Below are 1,452 nucleotides of genomic sequence, written 5' to 3'. Positions count from 1 at the left end.
TGCTTCTGGCTTTCGGTGGTTCGCGGCCGTCAGACGCCAAAACTTGGCGAACAAGCCGGAGATGGCGACGCCGTTGAAGCTGTCAGATGAATTTGGAGCTTCACACCGGCGCGCCATTCCTATGACGTTAGCGAATAAAATATGACCTTCCTAGAATTCCTCGCTAGCCTAGTTTCGTCGCTCGCGTGGCCTGCGACAATTTTTCTCGCGATCTTCTTTCTTAGAAAGCCGCTCGTTGAACTCATCCCACTCTTAAAGAAGCTTAAGTATAAGGAGTTTGAGGCGGAGTTCCGCGACGCTTTGGAAGCAACGCCAGTTCCACCAACAATCGCAACAGATGATACGCTCTCCGCAGATAGTCCCGGCGACCTACTCAAGTCGCGGAATTACTATCTTCAACTCGCAGAGGTATCACCACGTTCTGCGATTATGGAAGCGTGGCTGGAACTCGAATCTGCCAGTTCTGATGCCTACACACGTATCGTAAAGCCAGGAATGAAGGTGTTTATGAATCCTCGCGATACCGCTCAGTATCTTTATGGACAAAGCCTGATCACAGAAGACGAATATAAATCCTTTCAGAGCCTAGCAAGACTGCGCAACAAGGCAGCTCATGAGACTGACCTTAGCGATATGAACCAGAAAGTTGTTGGTGAGTATGTCGATTTCTGTCTCACGCTGGCTTCCAAGATCAGAGCACTACAAATATAACGCTAACAAGTCGGAGATGGCGACGCCGAGGAAGCCGTCTGATTAAATTGGGAGTTTACACCGGCGCCGCCATTCCTATGACGTTCTGCTATAACAAGACCAACGCACTTTGAAGAAAAGGTTGATGGGGGAGGCTGAAGTTGCTGGTTGCCGACAGCTAGACGGAGGCGGTCGTTTGGAAGCGCGTGAGTAAGCGGATTTCGGTCGAAGCCTGGCATGTTTTTCACAGATTATCGGTTTCAAATATGCTCAACCAACTGAAACAGATGAATCTGGCAGTTAGATTACAAGAAGGAAGACCGGCAGAACAAGGCGGAGATGGCGACGCCGAGGAAGCTGTCAGATGAATTTGGAGCTTCCCACCGACGCCGCCATTGCTTAGACGTTCGCTACAAAATTGAGATGGTTTCCGAATCGGCTTGGCATGTGTGCTTGGGTTGTCGTCCGACAGATGTAGCGAGCCGAATTCTTCTGGAGCATTGGCTCGAACTGAGTGCTTGGCTTTATGTCCTGTAGATTGAGCTCCGCTTCGCACTTCCTGGGCATTGGCTTGGGTTTCGGCTCGATGCTTCTGGCTTTCGGTGGTTCGCGGCCGTCAGACGCCAAAACTTGGCGAACAAGGCAGAGATGGCGACGCCGCTGAAGCTGTCAGATGAATTTGGAACTTTACACCGGCGCGCCATTCCTATGACGTTAGCTCAAGAAAATGAACCGCCGTCCGAAGCAGGAAATCGACGTTTC

The 1,452-nt window shown here is 50.8% G+C and carries 1 protein-coding gene; it reads left to right on the top strand.

What is annotated here, in order from left to right:
• Positions 1-141 precede the first annotated feature (141 nt).
• Positions 142-711, top strand: a complete 570-nt coding sequence (locus tag ACFSSA_RS08830; protein ID WP_386820072.1) for a hypothetical protein — start codon at positions 142-144, stop codon at positions 709-711.
• Positions 712-1,452: the final 741 nt, after the last annotated feature.

Origin of the sequence: Luteolibacter algae, assembly GCF_042683045.1 — a bacterium.
In the GTDB taxonomy this organism is placed as follows: domain Bacteria; phylum Verrucomicrobiota; class Verrucomicrobiia; order Verrucomicrobiales; family Akkermansiaceae; genus Luteolibacter; species Luteolibacter algae.
The sequence above is the reverse complement of the archived record's forward strand: the minus strand, read 5'-3'. Positions and strand labels throughout refer to the sequence as shown.